24 protein-coding genes are annotated in these 19,826 nt (G+C 67.0%); 12 read left to right on the top strand and 12 right to left on the bottom strand.

Annotated features, from left to right (window positions below; all coding sequences use genetic code 11):
- Positions 1-21 precede the first annotated feature (21 nt).
- Positions 22-432 carry a PIN domain-containing protein gene (locus LH407_RS11595; protein WP_322133830.1) on the bottom strand — a complete coding sequence of 137 codons (411 nt, stop codon included), beginning with the start codon at positions 430-432 and terminating at the stop codon, positions 22-24.
- A complete protein-coding gene (locus tag LH407_RS11590; protein WP_322133831.1) occupies positions 429-650 on the bottom strand; it encodes a ribbon-helix-helix domain-containing protein in 222 nt (73 codons plus the stop codon). The genes LH407_RS11595 and LH407_RS11590 overlap by 4 nt, the downstream gene beginning before the upstream one ends.
- A gap of 149 nt (positions 651-799) precedes the next feature.
- On the opposite strand from LH407_RS11590, the gene LH407_RS11585 reads away from it, so the two are divergent.
- The 4 genes from LH407_RS11585 to LH407_RS11570 all read left to right on the top strand — a co-directional run bounded on the left by LH407_RS11585 (position 800) and on the right by LH407_RS11570 (position 4,266).
- Complete coding sequence (locus LH407_RS11585) at positions 800-1,396, top strand: RNA polymerase sigma factor (protein WP_322133832.1); 597 nt, start codon at positions 800-802, stop codon at positions 1,394-1,396.
- Positions 1,393-2,277: a hypothetical protein gene (locus tag LH407_RS11580; protein ID WP_322133833.1), complete on the top strand. Its 885-nt coding sequence runs from the start codon at positions 1,393-1,395 to the stop codon at positions 2,275-2,277. The genes LH407_RS11585 and LH407_RS11580 overlap by 4 nt, the downstream gene beginning before the upstream one ends.
- A gap of 214 nt (positions 2,278-2,491) precedes the next feature.
- Complete coding sequence (locus tag LH407_RS11575) at positions 2,492-3,412, top strand: META domain-containing protein (RefSeq protein ID WP_322135020.1); 921 nt, start codon at positions 2,492-2,494, stop codon at positions 3,410-3,412.
- On the top strand, positions 3,412-4,266 hold the full coding sequence (locus LH407_RS11570; RefSeq protein WP_322133835.1) for a hypothetical protein: 855 nt from the start codon (positions 3,412-3,414) through the stop codon (positions 4,264-4,266). The genes LH407_RS11575 and LH407_RS11570 overlap by 1 nt, the downstream gene beginning before the upstream one ends.
- Here LH407_RS11570 and LH407_RS11565 read toward each other — a convergent pair.
- Positions 4,263-5,021: a fumarylacetoacetate hydrolase family protein gene (locus LH407_RS11565; RefSeq protein ID WP_322133836.1), complete on the bottom strand. Its 759-nt coding sequence runs from the start codon at positions 5,019-5,021 to the stop codon at positions 4,263-4,265. The genes LH407_RS11570 and LH407_RS11565 overlap by 4 nt on opposite strands.
- A 146-nt stretch (positions 5,022-5,167) precedes the next feature.
- Between LH407_RS11565 and LH407_RS11560 the strand changes: the two genes are divergently transcribed.
- Positions 5,168-5,803, top strand: coding sequence for an alpha/beta hydrolase family protein (locus tag LH407_RS11560; protein WP_322133837.1), 636 nt, complete (start codon positions 5,168-5,170; stop codon positions 5,801-5,803).
- An 11-nt stretch (positions 5,804-5,814) separates the two neighbouring features.
- Here LH407_RS11560 and LH407_RS11555 read toward each other — a convergent pair whose 3' ends face one another.
- Entirely contained in the window at positions 5,815-6,921 is a 1,107-nt protein-coding gene (locus LH407_RS11555) for a branched-chain amino acid aminotransferase (RefSeq protein WP_322133838.1), read from the bottom strand.
- Positions 6,922-6,980: 59 nt separating this feature from the next.
- A complete protein-coding gene (locus tag LH407_RS11550; RefSeq protein WP_322133839.1) occupies positions 6,981-8,027 on the bottom strand; it encodes a 3-isopropylmalate dehydrogenase in 1,047 nt (348 codons plus the stop codon).
- Positions 8,028-8,113: 86 nt separating this feature from the next.
- Between LH407_RS11550 and LH407_RS11545 the strand changes: the two genes are divergently transcribed.
- Positions 8,114-8,377 carry a DUF6458 family protein gene (locus tag LH407_RS11545; protein ID WP_322133840.1) on the top strand — a complete coding sequence of 88 codons (264 nt, stop codon included), beginning with the start codon at positions 8,114-8,116 and terminating at the stop codon, positions 8,375-8,377.
- Between the two features lie 103 nt (positions 8,378-8,480).
- On the opposite strand, the gene serA is transcribed toward LH407_RS11545, so the two are convergent.
- Positions 8,481-10,073 (bottom strand): phosphoglycerate dehydrogenase, encoded by a 1,593-nt coding sequence (gene serA / locus LH407_RS11540; RefSeq protein WP_322133841.1) that lies wholly within the window; start codon positions 10,071-10,073, stop codon positions 8,481-8,483.
- Positions 10,074-10,212: 139 nt separating this feature from the next.
- On the opposite strand from serA, the gene LH407_RS11535 reads away from it, so the two are divergent.
- Positions 10,213-10,590 carry a DoxX family protein gene (locus LH407_RS11535; RefSeq protein WP_322133842.1) on the top strand — a complete coding sequence of 126 codons (378 nt, stop codon included), beginning with the start codon at positions 10,213-10,215 and terminating at the stop codon, positions 10,588-10,590.
- On the opposite strand, the gene LH407_RS11530 is transcribed toward LH407_RS11535, so the two are convergent.
- From LH407_RS11530 to LH407_RS11515, 4 genes are all read right to left on the bottom strand, one after another.
- Positions 10,587-11,534 (bottom strand): NAD(P)-dependent alcohol dehydrogenase, encoded by a 948-nt coding sequence (locus LH407_RS11530; protein WP_322133843.1) that lies wholly within the window; start codon positions 11,532-11,534, stop codon positions 10,587-10,589. The two genes, LH407_RS11535 and LH407_RS11530, sit on opposite strands and share 4 nt — an antisense overlap.
- Entirely contained in the window at positions 11,531-12,484 is a 954-nt protein-coding gene (locus tag LH407_RS11525) for a permease prefix domain 1-containing protein (RefSeq protein WP_322133844.1), read from the bottom strand. The genes LH407_RS11530 and LH407_RS11525 overlap by 4 nt, the downstream gene beginning before the upstream one ends.
- On the bottom strand, positions 12,481-12,816 hold the full coding sequence (locus tag LH407_RS11520) for a PadR family transcriptional regulator (protein ID WP_322134936.1): 336 nt from the start codon (positions 12,814-12,816) through the stop codon (positions 12,481-12,483). Before LH407_RS11520 ends, LH407_RS11525 begins: the two co-directional genes overlap by 4 nt.
- Positions 12,817-12,913: 97 nt before the next feature.
- Entirely contained in the window at positions 12,914-13,936 is a 1,023-nt protein-coding gene (locus LH407_RS11515; RefSeq protein ID WP_322133845.1) for a type 1 periplasmic-binding domain-containing protein, read from the bottom strand.
- 95 nt (positions 13,937-14,031) lie between these two features.
- On the opposite strand from LH407_RS11515, the gene LH407_RS11510 reads away from it, so the two are divergent.
- From LH407_RS11510 to LH407_RS11490, 5 genes are all read left to right on the top strand, one after another.
- Positions 14,032-14,649, top strand: coding sequence for a hypothetical protein (locus LH407_RS11510; protein ID WP_322133846.1), 618 nt, complete (start codon positions 14,032-14,034; stop codon positions 14,647-14,649).
- 283 nt (positions 14,650-14,932) lie between these two features.
- Positions 14,933-15,991, top strand: a complete 1,059-nt coding sequence (locus LH407_RS11505) for a ThiF family adenylyltransferase (RefSeq protein ID WP_322133847.1) — start codon at positions 14,933-14,935, stop codon at positions 15,989-15,991.
- Complete coding sequence (locus LH407_RS11500) at positions 15,991-17,172, top strand: molybdopterin molybdotransferase MoeA (protein WP_322133848.1); 1,182 nt, start codon at positions 15,991-15,993, stop codon at positions 17,170-17,172. Before LH407_RS11505 ends, LH407_RS11500 begins: the two co-directional genes overlap by 1 nt.
- Entirely contained in the window at positions 17,169-18,104 is a 936-nt protein-coding gene (gene moaCB / locus LH407_RS11495) for a bifunctional molybdenum cofactor biosynthesis protein MoaC/MoaB (RefSeq protein ID WP_322133849.1), read from the top strand. Before LH407_RS11500 ends, moaCB begins: the two co-directional genes overlap by 4 nt.
- Positions 18,097-18,510, top strand: coding sequence for a molybdenum cofactor biosynthesis protein MoaE (locus LH407_RS11490; protein WP_322133850.1), 414 nt, complete (start codon positions 18,097-18,099; stop codon positions 18,508-18,510). The genes moaCB and LH407_RS11490 overlap by 8 nt, the downstream gene beginning before the upstream one ends.
- Positions 18,511-18,516: 6 nt before the next feature.
- On the opposite strand, the gene LH407_RS11485 is transcribed toward LH407_RS11490, so the two are convergent.
- Together LH407_RS11485 and moaA are read right to left on the bottom strand one after the other, a co-directional pair.
- Positions 18,517-18,753: a MoaD/ThiS family protein gene (locus tag LH407_RS11485; protein WP_322133851.1), complete on the bottom strand. Its 237-nt coding sequence runs from the start codon at positions 18,751-18,753 to the stop codon at positions 18,517-18,519.
- Entirely contained in the window at positions 18,746-19,813 is a 1,068-nt protein-coding gene (gene moaA, locus LH407_RS11480) for a GTP 3',8-cyclase MoaA (RefSeq protein WP_322133852.1), read from the bottom strand. The genes LH407_RS11485 and moaA overlap by 8 nt, the downstream gene beginning before the upstream one ends.
- Between the last annotated feature and the right edge of the window lie 13 nt (positions 19,814-19,826).

Below are 19,826 nucleotides of genomic sequence, written 5' to 3'. Positions count from 1 at the left end.
TGCGGGCGGGGCGATTCGCCCCTAGCCCGGCACCACGTCGAACGGCTTTCCGTCGAGGGAACGCAACACCTCAAAGTGTCGCCGGTCGAGTGTTGCGATCGTGCGAGTGCCGTATCGGTGGGCGAGCACCACGAGGGAAGCGTCAGTGGCTCCCACGGCGAGCGCCGGATAGCGCTCCACAACTCCGAGCGCATCCAAGAGATCCTCGCTAGTGAACGACGCAATCTCCCACGCGCCACTGGCAAGTTCGCGCATCCCAGCGATCTCCGCGTCGAGTCCGCCGCGCGTCAAAAGAAGGTAGTCAACCTCGGCGAGGACCAGGGGCGAGACGACAAGAGATCCACGATAGGTGTCGATGAGAGCGGTCGCCCTGTCGTGAGCGGGTTCGTTGCGATCCAGATACGAGAGGAGCACGCTCGTGTCGAGGATCACGGGTCCCCGAAGCCTTGGAGATGGTCGCGCGAGTTCCAGTCGATGGGCGGCTGACCCGTGATCGCCACGACCCCAGCGCGGGGTCGCGGACGGCGCTCACTGACCGACACGGCCAGAGACTCCCGAATCACGTCCGCCTCGCTCACTCCGCGTTCACGCGCGATTCGCTCGATGTCGCGCTTGAGCGACTCCGGGAGATAGAGGGTCGTCTTTACCATTCCCATGACACTAAACGTATGGCAGGGTGCCATACGTTTCAAGCCACGACTGCTGGGGATAGCGTCCGAGGACAGCATCATGGGTGAATGAGCAATCGCTACCCTGAGCGGGTGCTGTCACACTGTGGCCTGAGCGGACAGTCCCCATTGTGAGCCGCGAAACGCCCTCCTCAGAAGCCCTATGGTGGCGGCGTGCCCTCTCCGGCGACGGTGACGCTTTCGCTCGACTCTTTGACACCCATCGTGATCGACTATTCCGGAGCGCACTCGCACGAACGGCCTCACCGACGGACGCCGAGGATGCCGTCGCCGCCGCCTTTCTCGAGTTGTGGCGCAAGCGGCGCTCCGTGCGACTGGTCGACGGCTCTGTGCTCCCCTGGCTGCTGACCACGACCCACAACGTCGTGCGCAACCTCGCGCGATACCAGCGGCGACACCGCGCCTTTCTCGAGCGTCTCCCACCGCCGGGCACCGAGCCCTCGGCCGAGACGATCGCGCAGGAGCGCAGCGAGCATCACGATCGTTCCCAGCACCTTGCCGCGATCCTGGATGCTCTTCCCCCTGCTGACGCCGAGATCATCGCGCTCGTACTCGTGGAGGAGCTCAGCCTCGCCCACACCGCCGACGTGCTCGGCATCACCACGGATGCCGCGCGCCAGAGACTCTCGCGTGCTCGACGGCGAGCCCGCGGCATCCATCCGACCCTCCCCACCGTGCTCTTCGAGAGTGAAAGGCACCCATCATGACCACGCCACAGTTCGACCCCGAGCGATCCGCCGCCATTCGGGCGGGACTGGCGACGAACGTCGAATCGGGGCACCGGAGCCCCCACGCCAGCCTGCTGGCGGCTGCCGTGCTCGCGGGCGCGCTCGTCGGTGTCGGTCTCACGGCCGCCGTCGCGTCGACCCTCTCTGAGGAACCTGTGACGGTGGCGAGCGGGCCCGCGCTTCCCGATGGTGTTTGGCCCGGGGCATCCGTCGTCACGATCGTCGAAGACGCAGGAAGCACGCGAGTGAGCGGGCCCGCGCTTGTCCCTCTTCAGCCCCCTGTCGGTGCGACAGACGTGCGGGTGCGAATCACGTGTCTCACTTCCGGGGTGACGAAGGTTGGCTTCTCCCCCACCACTGTCGCGTTGACATCGACGTGCACGGGAGACGACCGCACCGAGACGTGGAGCGACCTGGCCCTCTCCGATGACAATTCTTCCCTCTTCGCGTCGCCCGAACCGGGAGCCGAGGTCGTGGTCTCGCTGCAGTACCTCGTGAAGACAGAGACCGAGTGGGGGGTCAACGCCCAGGGTCAGACCTACGGAGTCGCCTCGCCTCGTCTCGGGACGCCCGACCTGCTGGCGGCTGTCGGAGTCGACGGAACCCTGGGATACGTCGAAAGCGCGGCTGTTCGCGACCTCGTTCCCCCGTACGACGACGGCATTGTCGAGTTCAACTCGGGAGGGCCGTCCGGCGATGCTCTCCTCCCCGGTGTGTCCGGGCAGTCGCGCTCCACGGACGACCTCACACAGGGGCCACTCGACATGCACGCAACCCCCGCGTCACGCGATCCCGACAGGGTTATCCCGCTCTACGCGCCGGACGGCACAACCGTGATCGGGGAGTTCTATGTGGGCTAGGCACGTCGCCGTCGGCACCCTACTCGTGGCCGCTCTCTCGGGCTGCGTGCCGCTCGGGAGTTCAGTTCCGCGACTGCCGGAAGGGCTCGTTCCCGCCCCGGTGGACGGGCGGTGGGCGGCAGCGGGGACGTCGCCGGGCACAGCGACCCTGGTGATCGAGGGAAACAACTGGCGGGTCGAGGGGTTCGGCGAGGCGACACAGGAGGCTCGTTGCGTGGCCCGCGGCACCTGGCAGACTCACGAGGATGGCCGCGTCTCGATCTCGCGGCGCACCGCACCCATCCCGGCACACTGTCCAGGATCGGTGCTCGTGTCGTGGCTCGATCGGACGAGTCTCGCTGGCATCGAGAAAGGAGTGGTCGTGCTTCTCGATGCCGAGGCGGAGGAAGTCGGGCGACTCTCGCCTGTCCCCGAATCCGGGGTCGACTGGCACTCTCGCGACCTCGTCGGCGCCTGGACGGTCACCGACCCGGAAAATATCGCCGGGTCCACCCTCGAATTCGCTCCTCGCATGTACATCCTCACGATGCCATGCGGTGAACTCATGGGCGACTGGGGCTCCCTCGACGGCGTCTTCCTCGCGATGGTGTGGGGCAGCGGAGGTTGCCGCCTCGCGGACGACGAGATCCCTTGGCTCGTCGGCGCACGGGAGGCCGATCTCGACGACGGAACGCTGAGCCTCAGGGACGAGGACGGATCAGTCCTAGCGCGGCTTGAACGGGATCCGGACTCGGCATCCGGAGGCTGGCCAGCTTTCTCTGCTGAGGAGGTCGCAGCCGAGCTAGCTGACCCAGTGGCGCTTCCCGCGTCGCTCAGTCCCGGATCAATTGCCGGCGAGTGGACTTCGCTCACGAGCGAGCGAGCGTCGAGCGTCCATTTCGATCCTGACGGCACTCTCCGCGGAACGGACGACTGTAACGATCAGCTCGGGAGATGGGCGCCTCTACAGGATGGGCGAGTACTGGTGGTCGTCCAGAGCGTCATGACCTTGATGTACTGCGGTGAGCGTCCGATCGAAGAGTGGGACTGGCGGGTCCGCCTCGCAGGATTCGACGGTGAGACACTCGTGATGCTGGACAATACAGGCGCCGAACTCGATCGACTCGTACCCGTCTCGAACCATTCGGAGAACTGATGTCCACTCCCCGCGTGCTCTCGTGCCTCGCCGCTGCGATCACTCTTCTCGCCGGGTGCTCGGCGCCCGCCCCCGCCCCGACGGCCACGCCCACTCCGCATCCGCCCGCGCCCGAAAGCGTCGCGGCCGATCTCATCGGGACCTGGACCCTCAGCGAGCCCAGCGGGCACGTCGGCGAGCTGACGATGCTGGAGGACGGATTCACGTACGGCGCCGCGTGCGGCGAGGTGTCGGGAACCTGGATCACTCTCGGTGATGCCTGGCTCGGGAGCCCTGGACTGATCGACCCCGGATGCGTGCGCGACGGCCAACTCGATGTGCCGTGGCTCACGACCACAGAGCGGCTCGAAGCTCATGACTCGGGGTGGTTGTTCACGGATTCCGGCGGCACTACGACAGGCGCGCTGAACGGCCGCCTCACTCGAGGCGTTCCTGCGGAGCCGACGATGGAGGCCATCCGGCCCCTCGACGCGAACCTGTCACCTGCCTCGCTCACGGGAACCTGGCACATCACGTGGGCCGTGTCCGAAGCCATGCCGCTCGCGGAGGACACGGGAGCGCCGATCTTCGGCGATGACGACACCTTCCTCGAGTTTCGCGACGGCGACTGGAAGTCGTTCGTCGATACTCCAGGCGCGTGTGGCTCGAGCGGACGCTACGCGGAGCTAGATCATGGGTACGTGGTGACCAACACCCCGGGCATGGTCGCCTCGATCGGCTGCCCTGGCCTCCAGGTCGGCTCTTTAGTGACCGCCGTGAGAGTGGTGGGAGCCGATGGCGCGATCCTCCACCTCTTCGATTCGAGAGGCCGGGAGTTGCTCCGTCTCGAGCCTCACTCCAGCACGAGCGGCTAGCGCACCGGGTTCGAGAGCGTTCCGATACCCTCGATCGTGACATCCACCGTGTCCCCGCTCACGAGCGGTCCGACACCGGCGGGCGTTCCGGTCAGGAGTAGATCCCCGGGCAGCAGCGTGAAGACGGATGACGCGTACTCGATCAACTCCGCGACACCGTGGAGCATGTCGGAGACCGGGCCGTCCTGCTTCACGTCACCGTTGACACGTGTCACGATGTGCTGACGGATGACCGCGAACTCGGTCTCGATCACCGGGCCGATCGGGCAGAACGTGTCGAAGCCCTTCGCGCGCGACCACTGACCGTCGCGGGTCTGGAGGTCACGAGCGGTGACGTCATTGGCGATGGTGAAGCCGAAGATCACGCTCTCCGCCTTTTCGGCCGAGACGTTTTTGGCGATGGCGCCGATCACCACGGCGAGTTCGCCCTCGAAGGCGACGTTCTCGCTCTGCGGCGGCAGCACGATGGTGTCACCCGGGCCGATCACCGACGTGTTGGGCTTCAAAAACATGAGCGGCTCGGCCGGCACCTCGTTGCCGAGCTCGGTCGCGTGGTCCCGGTAGTTACGACCGAACGCGATCACCTTCGATCGCGGGATGACGGGCGCGATGAGCTTCACCTCGGACAGGGGCAGACGCTCGTCGAGGGTCTCGTATCCGGCGAACATGGGGTCGTTGGCCAGCACCACCACCTCGTCGTCGTCGATGATGCCGAACCTGATGTCGCCCTCGTGGCTGAACCGCGCAATCTTCACCCGACGAGCCTACGTGACCCTCCCGCCGCGGTTCATGTGACTCTTCTCCGGAGGGTTCGGGTGACACGCCGCGGCATCCTGTAACCAGTGTGACTGGGACTCGAAAGCTCCGGAGAAGTGGTTGAGGGCTGGCTAGGCTCGGCTGCATGGTGGAGCTGCTGTGGGACGGGCCCGACGATGCATCCGTGACCTTGCTGCTCGCGCACGGCGCGGGTGCAGCCATGGACAGTGCGGGGATGAACGCCATCACGTCCGCGCTCGTCGAGCAGGGCATCCGTGTCGCACGATTCGAGTTCGCGTATATGGCAGGCCGCAGGCAGGGTGTGCGCAAGCCGCCCCCGCGCGGAGACAGCCTGCAGGGTGAGTATCTGGATGCCGTCGCCGACGTCACGGATCGCCCCCTGCTCATCGGCGGGCACTCGATGGGTGGCCGGGTCGCGAGCATGGTTGCCCAGGGCCTCTACGACGCGGGAACGATCGCGGGACTCGTGTGCTTCTCCTACCCGTTCCATCCCCCGGCAAAACCGGAGCAGCTCCGTACGGCGCACCTCATCGACCTGACCGCTCCCACGCAGATCTGCCAGGGCACACGAGACGAGTTCGGCACCCCGGATGAGGTGGCCAGCTACGACCTCCCGCCGGCGATCGACGTGCACTGGCTCGGCGACGGCGACCACAGCCTGCGGCCGCGCAAGGCGATCAGCGGACGCACCTACGCGCAGAACCTCGCAGAAGCAGCCGAGGTAGTTGCGTCCTTCGCGACGAGGGTCACAAGACCGTAGGTCGGCCCGCGTTACGCGTCGAGACGTGTCATCCAGCCGTGCGGGTCGGGGCGACGGCCGTACTGGATGTCGGTGAGCTCCTCGCGCAGCGACATTGTTAGTTCGCCCGCCTGGGCATCCGCATCGCCCACCGTGAAATCGCGAGCCTTCAGCAACCCGATCGGGGTGATGACGGCGGCGGTGCCGCACGCGAACACCTCGGTCACGTCGCCGTTAGCGACACCCTCACGCCACTCCTCGATGCTCACCTTGCGGCGCTCCACCTTGTGGCCACGGTCCTCGGCGAGCTGCAGCACCGAGTCTCGCGTGATGCCCTCGAGGATGCTGTCGGAGTCAGGCGTCACGAGCGTGCCGTCCTTCTTCACGAGCACCACGTTCATACCGCCGAGTTCCTCGATCCACTTGCCCTCCTGCGAGTCGAGGAAGAGCACCTGGGCGCACCCGTTGTCGTAGGCCTCCTGCTGGGCGACGAGACTCGACGCGTAGTTGCCGCCCGTCTTCGCCGCACCCGTGCCGCCCTTGCCTGCGCGGGAGTAGTCCTCGGAGAGCCAGATCGACAGCGGCGCCACACCGCCGGAGAAGTATGGCCCGGCGGGACTCGCGATCACGTAGTAATTGACCTTCTTCGCGGGGCGCACACCGAGGAACGCCTCCTTCGCGAACATGAAGGGGCGGAGGTACAGGCTCGTCTCCGGCGCGCTCGGCACCCAGCGGCCATCAACAGCGATGAGCTGCTTGAGCGACTCGATGAAGTACTCGGTCGGCAGCTCCGGCAGCGCCATACGCACAGCAGAGCGCTGCAGCCGCGCGGCGTTGGCCTCCGGGCGGAACGACCAGATCGAGCCATCCGCCCACCGGTACGCCTTGAGACCCTCAAAGATCTCCTGCGCGTAGTGCAGTACGGCGGCGGCCGGGTCGAGCTGAATGGGACCGTAAGGCTGCACACGCGGGCGGTGCCACCCACCCCACTCCGACCAGCAGATGTCGACCATGTGGTCGGTGAAGTGCTTGCCGAAGCCGGGCTCGGCAATGATGTCGGCGTGCTCTGCTGCGTCGCGCGCTGACTCGTTGCGCGTCACGGCGAACTCGAGGGTCTGAGGGGCCAGGAGGTTCTTCATGATCGGTCCTTCGAAGGAAGTGAAGTATGTCGATGTTACGCCGGTGAGGTTCGGAAAACTCAGCCAGCGGATGCCACAGCCGCCGCGATCGCGTCGCCCACCTCCGCGGTGCTGCGTTTCGCGTCGCCACGGGAGGCGAGGTCGGCTTCGACCGCCGCAGAAACCCGAGCCGCGGCATCCGGATGGCCCTGCTGGGCCAACATGAGTGCAACGGACAGGATCGCCGCGGTGGGGTCGGCGAGCTGCTTGCCCGCGATGTCGGGAGCGGAACCGTGCACCGGCTCGAACATCGAGGGGAACGTGCCGTCGGGGTTGATGTTGCCCGAGGCCGCCAGTCCGATGCCGCCGCTGATTGCGGCCGCGAGATCGGTGAGGATATCGCCGAAGAGGTTATCCGTGACGATGACATCGAACCTAGCAGGGTTGGTGACCAAGAAGATGGTCGCGGCGTCCACGTGGAGGTAATCCCAGTCCACCGACGGATGATTGGCCGCCTCCGCCTGCACGATGCGCTGCCACAGCCCACCGGCGTACGTGAGCACATTGGTCTTGTGCACAAACGTGACCTTGCCGCGACGCTGCTCGGCCTGCTCGAACGCGAACTTCACGACCCGCTCAACACCGAACGCCGTGTTGACACTCACCTCGTTGGCGATCTCGTGGGGTGTGCCCGTGCGGATGCTGCCACCGTTGCCCACGTAGGGACCCTCGGTGCCCTCGCGCACGACAACGAAGTCGACCTCGCCCGGGTTCGAGAGGGGTGAGGTAACACTCGGGTAGATGCGCGTCGGGCGCAGGTTCACGTAGTGGTCGAACGCGAAGCGCAGCTTGAGCAGGAGCCCGCGCTCGATGATGCCGCCCTTGAGTCGCGGATCCTGCGGGTCGCCGCCCACCGCGCCGAGGAGGATGGCGTCGTGTTGAGCGAGCGCGTCGAGTTCACTCTGGTCGAGGATGCTGCCCGTCGCCAGGTAATGCGTTGCACCGAAGGGGTACTCGGTGACCGTGGCATCCACCCCCGTGGCTTTCAGCACCTTGACGGCTTCAGCGATAACTTCCGGACCGATTCCGTCACCCGGGATGACGGCGAGATTCAACGAACTGGGCATCTGTTCAGGCTATCGCTCCTAGCGCACGAGCGGCGTCGACCACAACCCCTACGTGCCCCGGATAGGGGGCGAGTACCGTCACCTCCATGAGTATCGGAACCGGAATTGCACTCTTTGTTATCGGCGCGATCCTTGCGTTCGCCGTCAACCTCGAGAACTCGGTGGTTGATCTCGACATGGTCGGTTACCTCTTGATGGGTGCCGGAACCATCGTCTTCCTTATCGGAATCATCCTGCTGGTGCGCAAGCGCCAGACGGTGACGACGGTGCAGTCGGGTGTCGACCCGTCCACGGGTGCCGGTGTGACCGAGCGTCGCACCGCGTCGACCCCGCCCGCCGACGTCGTCTAAGAGCATCGGGACGCCGCGCTGAGGTTTGGTGTGGGCGCTGAGGGTCATACCGCAGCGCTGGCACCAAACCTCTGCGCGGCATGCGTCGCTGAGCGACGTCCTTCTAAGCCTCGGTGATGTCGATCTCTCGGAGGAGGGACGCGTCGATCGCCGTGCGCACCGTCTCGAGGAGTTCGTCCGGAACCGGCGAGTCCACCGTGAGCACGGAGAGAGCCTCTCCCCCGGCGCTGTGGCGGGCAATCTGCATGCCGGCGATGTTGATCTTCGCCTCGCCGAACTCCTTGCCGTAGACGGCGACGATGCCCGGGCGATCGGTGTACATCATGACGATGAGATGCTCGGCCATCGGCACCTCGACGTCGTAGCCGTTGATCTCGACGATCTTCTGGGTCTGCTTGGTGCCCGTGAGGGTTCCCGAGACGGAGATCTGCGAGCCATCCGACAGAGCGCCGCGGATGCTGAGCAGGTTGCGGTACTCGTCGCTCGCGGCATCCGTGATGAGGCGGATATCGACACCGCGCGCCTCGGCGAGGAGCGGGGCATTCACGTAGCTCACCGACTCACTCACGATGTTCGAGAAGATGCCCTTGAGGGCAGCAAGCTTCAGCACGTTCACGTCGAACTCGACGATCTCGCCGCGCACCTCGACATCAATGCTCGTGATGGGCGAATCCGCGAGACCCGCGAAGACCTGCCCGAGCTTCTCCATGAGCGGGATGCCCGGCCGAACGGTCGGGTCGATCACACCGCCCGCGACATTCACCGCGTCGGGCACAAGCTCTCCGTCGAGCGCCAGACGGACGGAACGTGCCACGGACACCCCGGCCTTCTCCTGCGCCTCATCCGTCGATGCGCCCAGGTGCGGCGTGAGGACGACGTTCTCCAGCTCGAGGAGCGGCGAATCGGTGGGCGGCTCGCTCACGAAGACGTCGAGGCCGGCCCCGGCGATGCGGTTCGACTTGAGGGCTGCGAACAGTGCGTCCTCGTCGATGAGTCCACCTCGGGCGACGTTGACGATGAAGGCGGTCGGCTTCATGAGCGCGAGCTGCTCGGTGGAGATCATGCCGGTCGTCTCCGGCGTTTTCGGCATGTGGATCGTGATGAAGTCGGCCTGCGCGAGTAGTTCGTCGAGCGTCACGAGTGTCACACCGAGCTGCTGTGCGCGCGCGGAGGTGACGTAGGGGTCGTACGCGATGACGTTGACGCCGAAGGCCTGGAGCCGTTCGGTGATGAGCGCACCGATGCGACCGAGGCCGATGATGCCGACGGTCTTCTCGAAGAGTTCGACACCGGTGTACTTGGAGCGCTTCCACGTTCCGGCAGCGAGGCTCGCGTGCGCTGCCGGGATGTGGCGGGCGAGGCTCAGGATGTGTCCGACGGTGAGCTCGGCTGCCGAGATGATGTTGGAGGTCGGCGCGTTGACGACCATAACTCCAGCCTCGGTGGAGGCCTTGATGTCGACGTTGTCGAGACCGACGCCCGCGCGTGCGACAACTTTGAGCTTGGGCGCGGCGGCGATCGCTTCGGCGTCGACCTGGGTCGCGGAACGAATGAGGATTGCGTTCGCCTCGGCGAGCGCGGCGAGCAACGCCGGGCGGTCGGTGCCGTCGACGGTGCGGATGTCGAAGTCGGGGCCGAGGGCCTCGACGGTCGCGGGGGAAAGTTCTTCGGCGATCAGCACGATCGGCTTGGCCACGGGATCGGATCCTTCAGGTAGCGGGATGCGCGAGAGCGCTGGAACGGTGTGGCACGGGCATTCCGCCAGCGCACAACGAATGCCACTTTACTGCGAAGAGCCACCGCTCGATGCCAGGTGACGGTGCGACGATGGGGGGATGCTCGAAACCCTGCGACTGGTGGCCGCGATCGCTCTCGCCACGATGTTCGTTGTCATGGGCATCCTGCACTTCGTGCCTACCGTCGCTCGCGGGATGGCAGCCATCGTGCCGCCAGCGATCCGGAAGCGGGTGAGCGGCAAGCTCATCGTGAGATTCACGGGGGTGTGCGAGATCGCGGGAGGCATCGGACTCCTCGTCCCGGGAGTTCGCACCCTCGCTGCCGTCGCGCTCATCGTGTTCCTCATCGCGGTTTTCCCCGCGAACGCGTACGCGGCACAGCACCCCGAGCGTTTCGGCCGCGCTGCTATCCCGTTCTGGCCGAGGCTGGCAGCCCAGCTCGGCCTCATCGCACTTCTCGTGTTCGTCGCCCTCTAGGCGGCCACGTCGAGCACAACTTTGCCCCTGGTTTTCTCGCGCCCGAGTTGCTCGATGGCCGCGGCCGCCTCCGCCAGGGGGTAGCTCGCGCTGATCACTGGTCGCAGCTCCCCCGCATCCACCGCGGCCGCGAGTTCGCGCAGGTCGTCAGCACTGACCCTGGATGACAGCACAGAGGTATTCGCGAAGACCACCGAGCCGAGCATCCGGGCCAACGGGCCGACGATTCGCCCACCGTCGCCCGAGGAGAGCACGAGGCTCCCGCCGTCGGCGAGCCAGGACCGGGTCACGCGCAGTGACGCCGCGACGGCGAGTTCGACGATGAGGTCGTAGCTGCCGCTGATGGTCTCACGCGTGTAGTCGATGACGCGGGACGCGCCGAGGGCTCTCACGGGCTCGACCTTGTCGGTGCTGCAGACGGCCGTCACGACCGCACCGCGGGATGCCGCCAGGCCCACGACAAAACTTCCGACGCCGCCGCCCGCTCCGATGACGAGCACCCGTTTGCCCGTGAGGTCGCCGCCGCGGCGGAGGGCTTGGAGCGCGGTCGACCCGGCGATCGCCAGCACGGCCGCGTCTCGGAGCGGGATGCTCGACGGAGCGAACGCAATCGTGCCCACCGGTGCGACGACGTACTCCGCGAAGGAGCCGCGCGCTTCACCGAACACCGCATCCCCGACGGCGAAGGCCGTGACGCCTTCGCCCACCGCGTCGATGATGCCCGAGACGTCCATGCCGAGCCGGCGGTTGCGTGGCGCGCGCAGACCTTCCCCGAGCCGAGCGAGCGCGGGGACGGCCGCGGTGAGACGCCAGTCTGCGGAGTTCAGACCGGCGGCGCACACACGAAGGAGCACCTCGCCTGGCCCCGGGGCCGGGCGGTCGACATCCACAATCTCGACCACATCTCCCGCTGCACCGTAGCGCTCACGAACGACCGCTTTCATGCCCGCACCGCGTTCGCGTCACGACGGGCCCGATTGGAACGCACCGCCCGAAGGAAACCCCCCGAGATCTCGACGATCGCGTTGATACCGAGAAGGACGAGAGCTACCACCGTGATCACACCCGGTACCGCCGGGTCCCACCCGATGGCCGCAAAAAATTCGCGGTTGAGAAAGAGGTCGTGTGTCGCCCACCACACGAAGAGCGCGGACCCCGCGAGTACGACGGCCGCGTTGACGATAGCGATGGGGATGCTCCACCCCGCGTACTCGATCACAATGCTGAACACGATCGCGAGCACGACGATCCCCACAATGACCGGCGCCCAATTCGCCCAGAGGGCGGGGGCGATGACCGGAATGGCGTTCCCCTCGGCATCGGTGACGGCGGTGAAGGTGGGCGAGAGCACGAGCAGTGCGATCACACCGAGAAGAAATGCCAGTCCCCCGAGTGTTCCCCCTACTGTTTCCTGGCGATCGGGCAGGGCCGTCGGTTCCCACGCTGCCGCTCGTCGCGGCAATCGCTCGATGATGGCGAAAACAAGCGTGAGTGCAGCAACGACCACAGCCGAAACGATCAGCCCCGCCGTGACTCCGGAAACAAGTGCCTGCCACAGCGGCACGGCGTAGAGCACTTGCGCGACGGCGACGACGATCGCGACGCCCGGGCCCGCGGTAACCACGATGCCGAGCATCCGGCGGTAGGAACCGAAGTGGTGCGGTCCGATGAGCGATGTTGGACGGTCGGTGTAGTCGGCCGCGAGGAGCACGGGGTCACCGAGTTCGGCGAGTGCGTCGCGTTCGGCCTGCGCCGGGGTCATCCCTCGCTCCACACGCTCGTCAACTGTGTCGGCGATGGATGCCCGGAGCTCCCGTTCGATGTCTTTCCGCTGCCGCGCGGGCAGAAGCCGGGAGAGCTCCGCCACGTACCGGTCGGTGAGTGTCGCGATCATGAGGTGCCTTTCAGGGAACGGATCGCGTCGTCCAGTCGCGACCAGTCGTCGAGGAGGTCCCGCGCGAGGGCGCGACCATCGGGTGTCGTTGAGTAGAACTTGCGCGGTCGTGCCTCGTCGGTGTTCCACTCGCTCGTGAGGAGTCCCTGTTTCTCGAGTCGTCGGAGCAGCGGGTACAGCGTGTTTGCATCGACCGCGAAACCGCCTCGATCAAGTTCTTCGAGCAGCGCGTACCCGTAGTCGGGTGTCGTCAGCCGGAGGAGGCACGCGAGCACCACGGTGCCGCGTCGCAGCTCTTGCTGGTGGGCGGCAAGGAGATCGTCGGGTTCCATGTCGATCACAATACTGTGCGTCACACACTATTGCAACAGACAACGATTTAACGACGAACGCCCGGCAGCCTGAGCTGCCGGGCGTTCGAAGGAGGCGTTAGGCGCTGCGACGACGACGCAGGGCGCCGAAGGCGAGAGCGCTCGCTCCGAGGAGTCCGAGGCCACCCGCGAGCGCAATCGCGCCGGAGACGTCGTTACCGGTCGCGGCGAGCACGGGCTTCGACGGTGTCACGGGCGCGACAGGGACGTCACGCGAGAAAACGCCGAGGCTCGGGAACGGGTAGTCGATCTCGCCGTCGGGCAGCGGGGTCCAGAGGAGACCGAGCACAACGATGAACTCCTCGAGGCCAGCGCCTGTTCCCGTGCCCACCGTGTTGGTGCCGTCGGATGCGCACCACACGGGGTTCTCGCCCTCTATGTCACCGATCAGGATGTAGGTCGGCTTCGCGTTCGCCGTGATCGTGTAGTTCCAGTTCTCGCCGCCGACCGTCTGGCTGAACGTCGTCCAGATGGGGTCGTAGTTCACGAGGATCCCGCCGAACCACTCGCCGGCGTCAGTCGCACACGCCTCGAAGATTCCCTCCGGCACGTCGTCCGGGCTGGGGATCTCCGAGACCGAGGCGACGGGCGTGATGACGGCCGCGTCATAGGTGTGGGAGGTCGGGGTGATGATCGCGTCGCTGAAGGCCGGTGCTCCGAGGTCGGCGAGGGCATCCGCGAATGCCTCACCCTCGTAGGGTGCCGACACGGTGCTACCGGATTCGAGCGGGATGATGTTGGCGAGGTATCCGCCTTCCTCGGGCTCGAGGTCGCCGAAGTAGTCGGCGATGTCCTCTGGCGAGGTCGTGGACGTGACGTCAGCCTGAGTGAGTTCGTTGAGCGGCGTGAAGCCCTCGGGGAAGGTCGCGCTCGGGTTGTCCTTGTCCGGGACGATCGTGAACTCAGCCTTGCCGAGGCCGTACTGGGGCACGCAGTCCGAGAGCAAGGGCAGGTCGTCGAGGTTCTCGAAATCGAGGTTCTCGCAATCCGGCGGAACGTCGGCCGCCTGGGCGGGCGCAGCCGCCGCGAAGGAGAAAATTCCGAGAGTGGATGCGCCGAGAATGGCTACAAGTCGCTTCATTGTGATGGTCCCCGTAAAGTCGTTTGACCAAACGTTAGCAGTTGTCACGTAATGCGGAGCGCGCCCGCGAGTCCCGATCGGAGGAGTTCACTGCCATGGCATCAAAACGCCACGTGCACTATGTGAGAAAGGGCCGCCTGCCCTCCGACCTCTGGCGAGTTCGGGCATACGAAGATGACTCGATCGCCGACGGCACCATTGCTGAAGCAGAGGGCATCGACGGGGCCGCACTGTGGTCGGTGGTGGAGGCCTCTCCCGGGCTTGCGCGGGTGGAAATCGCACCCGATGCTCTGCCCGAGCATCCGCCGCTGTGGTTCGTATGGGTGGACGAACCTCGAGCCTCCCCGGCCGCGACCAATCTCGTGGCGTTCTCGCACGAGCGATTCGTGCCGGGAACGATCGTCTCCCACTTCACATTCGCGACCGCGGGTGTGAGCAACGACGACCAGGTGGGGGCGGTGCGGTGGTACCCCGACGGCGGCCTCGTGCACCAGATTTTCGTTAAACCCGAGTGGCGCCGTTGGTTTGTCGCTTCGGCTCTGCTTTTCGCCGCCGACGCGTTCCACCAGGCCAAGGGCTGGTCCGGGGCACTTCACGGCGACGGCCGGCGCACCGACCTGGGCCAGTTGTTCGCGGCGGCGCTGCGGTATCCCCAACGCATCACGGCCCTCACAGACCAGATGCCGTCCATGGACCCGAACCCGCAGGACTGAACTGGACAACTACGGAGCGACAAGCACCGCCCCGGTGTTGACGAGCTTCGGATGCTGAAACCGAACACGCGCGATGAACTCGTCGTCTTCCGAACCACCTCGAGGTGCGTGTCAGGTGAACAGTGGTCGTGGGCCGGGGTTTCGATGACGCCGGGCTGCGCCGCGGCTACTCAACCGCCGGAGTAATTCGAGCGCCCCTTGTCAACCTGCCGGTTGAGGAGCGCGCGAAGCGCGCGTCTCGAAACCCCGCCGACGTCGTCACCAGCGGTGGAAGAATCAGACCATGGATGCCCGCTACTCCCGCCAGGTGGCCCTGCCCGGGTTCGGCACCGCCGCCCAGGGGCGGCTTTCCGCCGCACGTGTCCTCGTGATCGGCGCCGGTGGACTCGGGAGCGCGGTGTTGCCGACACTCGCCGGGGCGGGTGTCGGCACGATCGGCATCGTTGACGACGACACCGTCGACGCCACCAACCTGCATCGCCAGCACATCCACGGCACTGACGACATTGGGCGCTCGAAGACGGAGTCAGCTGCGGAGAGTATCGCCGCGCTCAACCCCGGCACACTCGTCATCACCCGCACCGACCGACTCACGTCGGCCAACGCACTCCCGATCCTTTCTGAGTACGACCTCGTGATCGACGGGTCCGACAACTTCGCCACGCGCTACCTCGCCGCCGACGCGGCCTCCCTCACGGGCATCCCGCTCGTCTGGGGATCGGTGTCGCAGTTCGGCGGTCAGGCGAGTGTGTCCTGGCCGGACGGACCGGGTTACCGCGACCTCTTTCCGTCGCCCCCTCCCCCCGGATCGGTGCTGTCGTGCGAGGCGGGCGGGGTGTTCCCGACGGCGGTGACCGTGATCGGCGGGCTCATGGCGACGGAGGCGCTCAAGATCCTCTCCGGTGTCGGCTCCCCCCTTCGCGGTCGGGTCACACTCTTCGACGCGCTCACGGGAGAGTTCTCCTCGCTCGACTACCTCCCCGATCCGAGTGCAACACCCGTTACGCGTCTGATCGACTACGAGGCGTTCTGCGGCATCGACACCGTGACCGCGGACGAGGTCAGCGCCCTCGCCGATGACTCGGTGCTGCTCGATGTGCGGGAACCGTGGGAGGCCGAGATTGCGAGCATCCGCGGATCCGTTCTTATCCCGCTCGGCGAACTGTCGACCAGGTTCGAGGAGCTCGATCGATCGCGACCGGTCGTTGTGTACTGCCACCACGGGGTGCGGTCGGCGAGCGCACGGCAGTTCCTCGTCGAACAGGGTTACCGCGCCACCCACCTGGCAGGCGGCATCGACTTGTGGGCGCGACGCATCGACCCCGAGATGGAGCGTTACTGATGGCCACGAGTGTCGAAGAACACGCCGCGCTCGTCGCGAGTCTCGTCGAACCGCGCCTCGCGCAGATCGAGCCGGAGACGGTTCCGCTTCTCCAAGCTCTCGGCAGAGTCCTGAGTTCGGATGTGTTGTCCCCCGTCGACCTGCCACTGTTCCGCAACTCGCAGATGGACGGCTTCGCCGTTCGTGCGACGGATGCCACCCCCACCACCACTCTCCCCGTGGAGGGTGTCATCGCGGCCGCCGTGGGCTCACCGCCCGCCCTCGCACCCCGTACGGCGCTGCGCATCATGACGGGCGCCCCCGTTCCGGATGGCGCCGACACGATCATCCCCGTCGAGGACACGACGGTTGATGGCGACTCCGTCGTCATCCACCGGGGCCGCGCGGCGGGCGAGTTCGTGCGCGAGCGTGGCTCCGACATCCGTGCTGGTGAACTTCTTCTCACCGCGGGAACGATGCTCGCGTCACGGCATCTGGCCGCACTGGCCGCGGCAGGCATCACCCGTGTCTCGGTACTCGGCCGCCCCACGGTTGCCATCGTGACGACGGGCGCCGAACTGCTCGACCCGGGAGCGGAGCCCCAACCCGGTCAGGTCTTCGACTCGAACTCTGTCGCGCTCGTGGCCGCCGTCACCGCGGCCGGAGGCGAGGTGACCCTAGTCCGCCGGGTCGTCGACGACCCCGCGCAGTTGCTGGCCGTGCTCGACGAGGCGACCGGTGCCGACGTGATCGTCACCTCCGGCGGGATTTCGCACGGCGACTTCGAGGTGGTGCGCGAGTTGCTCGAGCCGCGCGGCGCGCGGGTCGGTCACGTGGCTATGCAACCCGGCGGCCCTCAGGCCACCGCCGTGTTCGAGGGTGTGCCCGTGATCTCCTTCCCCGGCAACCCCGTGAGCACCCAGGTGTCGTTCGAGGTGTTCCTCGCGCCCCTCCTCCGCGCGGCAGCAGGGCTGCCGGCCGCCGACCGCCGACCGCGGCGCCTCGCCGGGCCGGTCCGCTCGGTGGCGGGCAAGCGGCAGTTCCTGCGCGGGCGCGGCGTGGGCGCCGACGGCGTCGAGATCGTGGCCGGCCCGGGCTCCCACCTCGTTGCCGGGCTCGCGGCATCCGATCTGCTCGTCATCGTGCCGGAGGATGTCACCGAGCTCGCCGGGGGCGAGACCGTGGAAACATGGGCACTATGAGCAGGCTCACCCACCTCGACTCCGACGGACGCGCGCGCATGGTCGATGTCGGCGACAAGGCCGTGACCAAGCGCACCGCCACGGCGGGCGGGAGGTTCACGTCGACCCCCGAGGTCATTGCGCTCGTGGCATCCGACGACCTTCCGAAGGCTGACGTGCTCGCCACGGCGCGACTCGCTGGCATCGGCGGTGCCAAACGCACGAGCGAGCTCATTCCCCTGTGTCACCAGTTGGCGCTCACGTCGGTGAGTGTGGACTTCGAGTTCGGCGAGTCGTGGATCGACATCGTCGCCACCGCCAAAACCACGGGCAAGACCGGTGTCGAGATGGAAGCACTCACCGCCGTCTCGATCGCCGCCCTGACGTTGCACGACATGACAAAGGCGGTCGACCCCTACTCGGTGATCGGCGACATCCGACTGCTGTCGAAGGCCGGCGGTCGAACACGACCGGCGATCGTCGACGGGACCGCCGCCGTCATCGTCGCGTCAACGGGCGCAGCTGCGGGAACACGCGAGGACACCACGGGACCGGTAATCGCGGCATGGCTCGCCGAGCGCGGCTACTCGGTGCAGCACAGTGTTGTCGCCGACGCCGACATCGCCACCGAACTGGACGCCGTGCTCGCCGCCGGCCCCGCCGTGGTCATCACCACGGGAGGCACCGGTGTTTCGCCGACGGATGCCACCCCCGAGGCCACTCGCGCCGTGCTCGACCGCGAACTCCCCGGCATCGCCGAGGCAATCCGCGCCCGCGGACTGGAGCACGTGCCCACCGCCGCACTCAGTCGGGGGCTCGCCGGCGTCTCCGGCCGGAGCGTCATCGTCAACCTGCCGGGATCGCGCGGCGGTGTGACCGATGGACTCGCCGTGCTCGACGAACTTCTCGACCACGTCGTCGCCCAAATTGCGGGGGGCGGCGCCCATGAGTAACTCGCTCGCCGTCGTCAGTGACCAGCCGCTCGACGACGAGGTCTTCGAGGCGTTCGTCGTGAGCGACGCCGACGGGGCCGTCGTCACCTTCCGCGGGGTCGTCCGCAACCACGATCACGGGCACGCGGTATCGCTGCTCGAGTACGAGGCCCACCCCGAGGCCGAAGGGTTCCTCGCCGCGTGCTGCGCCGAGGTGAGTGACGCGAGCGGGCTGCGGGTCGCCGCTGGGCACAGGACGGGATCGCTGCAGATCGGAGACGTTGCGCTCGTGGCATCCGTCGCCGCACCGCACCGCGCTGAGGCCTTCGCGGCGTGCGAGCAGCTCGTGGAACTCATCAAGCAGCGTGTACCCATCTGGAAGCGCCAGCACCTCACCGACGGGCTTACGGAATGGGTCGGTCTCTAGCTCTCATCAGCCCCCGGCAAAGGGCGGCAACACATCCACCCTCGCGCCGAGTTCGCGCGCATCGTCGCGGCTGACCACACCGTCGACGAGGAACGAACCGGATGCCACAACCCGCCGCATCGCGTCGCCGTAGCGCCCCACGATCAGCTCCTTGAGCTCCCCCACGGTGGACACCCCGGCGACCTGCTCGGACGCAAGGCCCGCCGCATCACGCGCCGCCGCAAAGTACCGGACCTCAACCACCGATCGCCCCCATGCTGCGCACCGGCCGCACGAAGTCGGCCCTCTCCATGCCGTGCCCCGCCTGCTTGCCCCACTGAGCGGCACGCCAGCGGTCCGCGAGCTCGTCGTCGTCTGCTCCCCCGCGCAGCAGCGCGCGCAGGTCGGTCTCGTCGTCACCGAAGAGGCACGAGCGCACGGTGCCCTCCGCCGTGATGCGGGTGCGGTCGCATGCCGCGCAGAAGCTCCGGGTCACACTCGCGATGATCCCGACCGTGGCGGGTCCGCCATCGACGAACCACTCCTCCGCCGGCGCCGACGGGTCGTCGCGATGCGGCTGGGTGAGGGTGAAACGTGTGCCGAGCACGTCGAGGAGCTCAGCGGCATCCACCATGTTGTCCCGTGCCCAGGCCTCGTCGGCGTCGAGGGGCATCTGTTCGATGAACCGCAGTCGCGCACCGTTCTCGAGCGCCCACTCGAGCAGGTCGACAGCCCCGTGGAGGGTGTCGCGCATGAGCACGGCGTTGATCTTGAGCGGGGCGATTCCCGCACGCTTCGCTGCCTCGATACCCGCAAGCACCGCTGGCAGGCGGTCGCGGCGGGTCAGCCGCGCGAAGTGGTCGCGGTCAACCGTGTCGAGGGAGATGTTGAGCCGATCGAGCCCGGCCGCAAGCAGCCCGTCGATCCGCTTGTCCAGCCCGATGCCGTTGGTCGTGAGCGACATGCTCGCGCCGTCGGCGAACTCCCTCGACAGGCGGATGATCTGCTCGAGGTCCGCCCGCAGCAGCGGCTCACCCCCGGTGAACCGAATATCGCGCACACCCAGATCCCGCACCGCGATACGCACGAGCCGCGCGATCTCGGTGGGTGTGAGGAGGTCCTCGCGCGCGATCGCGGGCAGCCCCTCGGCAGGCATGCAGTAGGTGCAGCGCAGCGAGCACTTCTCGGTGAGGGAAATACGAAGGTCGTGGGCACGTCTGCCGAAGCGATCGATGAGGCCGGCGTCATCCGGTCGTCCCGTCGTATCGGGCCGGATGCCCGGCGCGCGACGAATCGCGGGAAGACCCAAGCCGAGGCGCGCCATCTCTTCACCCTAA

It is taken from the genome of Antiquaquibacter oligotrophicus (assembly GCF_020535405.1).
Lineage (GTDB): Bacteria > Actinomycetota > Actinomycetes > Actinomycetales > Microbacteriaceae > Rhodoglobus > Rhodoglobus oligotrophicus.
This window is presented reverse-complemented; position numbering and strand designations above follow the sequence as displayed.